This is a genomic window from Pseudoalteromonas sp. Z1A6, from assembly GCF_011378745.1.
Taxonomy (GTDB): Bacteria; Pseudomonadota; Gammaproteobacteria; order Enterobacterales; family Alteromonadaceae; genus Pseudoalteromonas; species Pseudoalteromonas arctica.
On the sequence record NZ_WTKW01000469.1, the window covers coordinates 1 to 2,601 of the forward strand.

Below are 2,601 nucleotides of genomic sequence, written 5' to 3' on the forward strand. Positions count from 1 at the left end.
AAGTAGACCTGTACAAGAATAAAAACTTTCATTTATTTTCATAATATTTACTTTTGCGGTTTCTACATTAAATATGGTTGGTAATTACAGATTTATCAATGTGTGATTTACAGGTAAACTATGCGTCCAGTTTTTTATCAAAATTAATCACTTTATGAAACTTGTTTTAGCACCTATGGAAGGTGTCGTTGATTTTAAAATGCGCCAATTACTCACAGACATTGGTGGGTTCGATTTGTGCGTTACCGAGTTTGTAAGAGTGGTTGAAACATGCTTACCTGATAAAGTTTTTCATCGATTTTGCCCTGAACTACATAATAATGGATTTACGCGAGCAGGTACTCCTGTGCGTGTTCAATTACTCGGCCAAGAAGCAAATCCGTTAGCCGAAAATGCAGTAAGAGCAATTGCTTTAGGATCTCATGGGGTCGACCTTAACTTTGGTTGCCCAGCAAAAACCGTTAATCGTAGTCGAGGGGGTGCTGTACTGCTTAAAGATCCTGACCACATGTATACGATTATTAAAGCAGTCCGAGATGCTGTAGATGATAAACATGAAGTAAGTGCAAAAATTCGCTTAGGCTTTGATGATGACAGTAACAGCCAAGAAATTGTTGATGCTGTGGTAAGTGCAGGCGCAAATAGTGTAGCTATACACGCCAGAACCAAACGTGATGGTTATAACCCGCCAGCTTATTGGGAAAAAATTCCACCAATAATAAAAGATAAAAATATTGCCGTTGTTGCCAATGGTGAAATTTGGCAAGTTGAGGACGCAATGCTTTGCCAAAAACGAAGTGGATGTACTGATTTGATGCTTGGTCGTGGCGCCCTTTCGCACCCTGATTTAGCAAAAAAAATTAAAGCTCATGTAAATAATGAACAATATGATGGCCTTCAATGGGAGCATATTATTTATCACTTAATCCACTCTGCTATTCATCAAGACCCTGCAAAAGATGAAAAGTATTTTGCTTCTCGTACAAAGCAATGGCTAGGTTACCTTAAACGCCAATACCCGCAAGCGATCGATTTATTTGATGAAATCAGGCGTTTAAAAAGTAAAGAAGATGTGGCAAGCGTATTAAATAAATACGCCAAAGCACCGCAACTTGATTCAAATCATAACGGCTAACCTAAAGCCTCTAGATAATATCAGTATAACGTGAAGCCAATTTAATAAGGTTGTACTGATAATGCATCATCAAAAAAGACTAAACGATGAAATAGCACAAATTAAATTAAATATATTAACTATGCTTTCTAAATCAGCCTACCCTACACATCAGCATTTAATACAAATTTTAGATAATACAGCAAACAATGAATGGTTAGACTGTGCAGCAGAGAAGCTAGGTCCTGAGTATGCGTTTTTGATCAGTCGCATGACTAAATTAGAAGCGGCGGTCAGCCAAATAGAAATTGGGCAATATGGCTACTGCTGCGACTGTGAAGAAAAAATACCAGCCAAATCACTTGAACTAGACCCCGCAACTCAACGGTGTACAAAGTGCGCACAATAAGCGCACTTTCAAATCATTATATAATTTGTTGTATAAAACTAAATGATTGCCCTGGGTAGAGTATTATATCTTCAACTAAATATTGAGCCTCTTCTTGGGTGATTTCTAAGCGTTTCATAAGATTTACCTTTGCCTGTGGCAAAGTCCACGCATGGTAATGAATGCCAATATCTGATTCCATCATTGCAAGCATCAATGTTTTATCTTTATCAGACATGTTCATATTACTCGCCATTGCAGGTAAGTCGTGATAATCAGCCTGCCAATCAAGCCCTTCAATTAATTTTTCATTCGATAGATACTGCACTAAAAACGATTTTTTATGAGAAATAGACAATTTACTATCGATTGCAACACGATCTAATACTTTTATATTTTCATTTAAAAGAGTAACCCACTCTAGCGGTGAATGTACTTCGCCACTAAAGTAATTGAGTTTGCTCTGATACCACTGTGACCCATTTGGCAGGCCTCTCAGACCAACACTACCTCTAGGCTTGTAACTAGCTAAATAATCGCTAAAAGCTCTTATATGACTCTTAAGCGCTGGTTGAACGTCATTACTACCTATCGCACTCAATACATAGCTTTGTAGTAGTGTGAGCTCAATTTTATTCAGCTTTAAATTGCTTTGTTTAGCACTGTCTAGCGTATCTTGGGTTAACTTAAGCCAAGTAATAATATTATCCGGCGTACTTTTTGACCCCTCAAAAGCAAGCATGTTTTTTAATACGTTTACTTGAGCCGGCCAATTAAAATAGCGCTCAGGAAAGCGCTCTGCAATAACCAAGTAGTTTACTTGTGCAATTTGATTGAGATTAAGCTCCATACCCATTAGGTTCTGATAAATAGAATGACGTTTAACTAAATACGCATCAGAAAAGACCAATTGCTCTTTAGTAATCCTATCGATTTTTTTAGCGTCTGGTTGTACAAGTGCCATGTTTAAAGTTTTTAAAGCAACTTGTGCGTCTTCAAATGACTCATAAGGTTGAGGCTGCTTTGAACATGCAGCTAAAAATAAGCACAGTAGTAATGAAAAAGAGAGCTTTTTATACATAGTAGTTCCAATAAAAAA

The 2,601-nt window shown here is 37.2% G+C and carries 3 protein-coding genes; 2 read left to right on the forward strand and 1 reads right to left on the reverse strand.

Going from position 1 to position 2,601, the window contains the following annotated elements:
* Window positions 1-154: 154 nt before the first annotated feature.
* On the forward strand, window positions 155-1,135 hold the full coding sequence (locus GQR46_RS18570) for a tRNA-dihydrouridine synthase (RefSeq protein WP_007583877.1): 981 nt from the start codon (window positions 155-157) through the stop codon (window positions 1,133-1,135).
* A gap of 61 nt (window positions 1,136-1,196) precedes the next feature.
* Complete coding sequence (locus tag GQR46_RS18575) at window positions 1,197-1,523, forward strand: TraR/DksA C4-type zinc finger protein (RefSeq protein ID WP_024590816.1); 327 nt, start codon at window positions 1,197-1,199, stop codon at window positions 1,521-1,523.
* Between the two features lie 16 nt (window positions 1,524-1,539).
* Here the strand turns inward: GQR46_RS18575 and GQR46_RS18580 are convergent, their stop codons facing one another.
* Complete coding sequence (locus GQR46_RS18580; RefSeq protein ID WP_165742005.1) at window positions 1,540-2,583, reverse strand: hypothetical protein; 1,044 nt, start codon at window positions 2,581-2,583, stop codon at window positions 1,540-1,542.
* Between the last annotated feature and the right edge of the window lie 18 nt (window positions 2,584-2,601).

Coding starts and splice junctions, on each gene's coding strand:
- GQR46_RS18570 (WP_007583877.1), top strand. CDS start 155: ATGAAACTTGTTTTAGCACCTATGGAAGGTGTCGTTGATTTTAAAATG.
- GQR46_RS18575 (WP_024590816.1), top strand. CDS start 1,197: ATGCATCATCAAAAAAGACTAAACGATGAAATAGCACAAATTAAATTA.
- GQR46_RS18580 (WP_165742005.1), bottom strand. CDS start 2,583: ATGTATAAAAAGCTCTCTTTTTCATTACTACTGTGCTTATTTTTAGCT.